This is a genomic window from Maribacter zhoushanensis, from assembly GCF_029350975.1.
Taxonomy (GTDB): Bacteria; Bacteroidota; Bacteroidia; order Flavobacteriales; family Flavobacteriaceae; genus Maribacter; species Maribacter zhoushanensis.
Map to the genome: position 1 here is coordinate 1 of NZ_JARKMR010000018.1, position 2306 is coordinate 2306.

The following is a 2306-nucleotide window of genomic DNA, read 5'->3' on the forward strand; positions in this document are numbered from 1 at the left end:
CCTTGGATGCCCTGGATACCTTGGTCGCCCTGATCTCCTTTCTCTCCTTGGATACCCTGGATACCTTGGTCGCCCTGATCTCCTTTCTCTCCTTGGATGCCCTGGATACCTTGGTCGCCCTGATCTCCTTTCTCTCCTTGGATACCCTGGATACCTTGGTCGCCCTGGTCTCCTTTCTCTCCTTGGATGCCCTGGATACCTTGATCGCCCTGGTCTCCTTTCTCTCCTTGGATGCCCTGGATACCTTGGTCGCCCTGGTCTCCTTTCTCTCCTTGGATACCCTGGACACCTTGGTCGCCCTGGTCTCCTTTCTCTCCTTGGATGCCCTGGATACCTTGGTCGCCCTGGTCTCCTTTCTCTCCTTGGATGCCCTGGATACCTTGGTCGCCCTGGTCTCCTTTTTCTCCCTGTGGACCTGTATCTGTGTCAACCCATGTATATGTTCCCGAACCATCTGTAGACAATACTTGCCCGTTAGTTCCTCCTGTTGGTAATTCTATTTCGTTTTGATTATCATTATCACCATCAACATAGTTAACAGTATAGTTACCATTTCCATCATCTACAACAGAAATATCTCCTGTACCAACTACAGTTTCTCTATAATCCGATAAATCGATTGCAGCAGCAGTTGGGTCATTGGTCAATGTCAGATTATCACCTGTTAATTGTAAATCTTGTTCATCGGTATCTATAGTTGCATCCGGTACATCTATAGTAAAGTTTGGATAGCTTCCGCCTACCGTTACATTTCCATTTCCACCATCTGCTATACTTACTGTTTGGTCAGGAGCAGTATTGGTTACCGCAAAATCATCCCCACTTTGACTAACTGAAATTCCTGTACCAGCACTTACCGTCTGATCCTCATTATTTGGATCATTATCAGCATCATCAACATTATCTACTCCATCATTATCAATCGTAATCGTTCCGCCATCGGCTAAAACAACAGTTGATGTTCCGTCTAAATTATCGGTAATTGTTGACGCTCTAAACAATACTGGAGTACCGCTTTCATTTGTATAGGTGAAACTACCATCACCATTGTCTACCAAAGTAGTTACCGTATTGTTTGTATCTACTGTTGCCGAGTTTCCTGAGTCATCCGTGATTGTAAATGTACCATCTCCGTTATCCAGAACAGTTGAACGCTTAGCATCGAATGTTGTTACTACTCCGTCTTCATTGGTATAGGTAAATGTTCCGTCCGCATTGTCTACCAATGTAGAGTTTGTTTCCGTAAATGTTGTTACCGTACCATCTTCCGATGTGTACGTGAAACTACCATCGCCATTATTTACTAAGGTTGTTACCGTATTGTTCGTATCTACAATCGCTGAATTTCCTGAATCATCCGTAATCGTAAACGTACCATCGCCGTTATCCAATACCGTAGAACGCTTAGCATCGAATGTTGTTACTACTCCGTCTTCATTGGTATAGGTAAATGTTCCGTCCGCATTGTCACCTAAAGTTGTAATGGTTTCATCAATTGTTACAGAAGCAACATTTAAATATAAACCTCCGTCTGTTCCAACTTGAATATCATTATTCGCATTAGCACTTACCAAACCTAACGTTTGAGAAGAACCGGTACCATCTGTATATGTTATTGTACCATCGTTATTATTCACTAATGATCCAGCAACTTGATTTGTATCAAGAGTTGCGGTAGTACCTGAATCATCTGTAATCGTAAATGTACCGTCTCCGTTATCCAATACCGTAGAACGCTTAGCATCGAATGTTGTTACTACTCCGTCTTCATTGGTATAGGTAAATGTTCCGTCCGCATTGTCTACCAATGTAGAGTTTGTTTCCGTAAATGTTGTTACCGTACCATCTTCCGATGTGTACGTGAAACTACCATCGCCGTTATCTACCAAAGTAGTTACCGTATTGTTTGTATCTACTGTTGCCGAGTTTCCTGAGTCATCCGTGATTGTAAATGTACCATCTCCGTTATCCAGAACAGTTGAACGCTTAGCATCGAATGTTGTTACTACTCCGTCTTCATTGGTATAGGTAAATGTTCCGTCCGCATTGTCTACCAATGTAGAGTTTGTTTCCGTAAATGTTGTTACCGTACCATCTTCCGATGTGTACGTGAAACTACCATCGCCGTTATCTACCAAAGTAGTTACCGTATTGTTTGTATCTACTGTTGCCGAGTTTCCTGAGTCATCCGTGATTGTAAATGTACCATCTCCGTTATCCAGAACAGTTGAACGCTTAGCATCGAATGTTGTTACTACTCCGTCTTCATTGGTATAGGTAAATGTTCCGTCCGCATTGTCTACCAA

At 42.8% G+C, this 2306-nt stretch carries 1 protein-coding gene; it reads right to left on the reverse strand.

Annotation, left to right across the window (positions count from 1 at the left end; all coding sequences use genetic code 11):
* Positions 1-2306: hypothetical protein (locus tag PXD56_RS18585; RefSeq protein WP_276494818.1), on the reverse strand; the 2306-nt coding region annotated here is incomplete at both ends.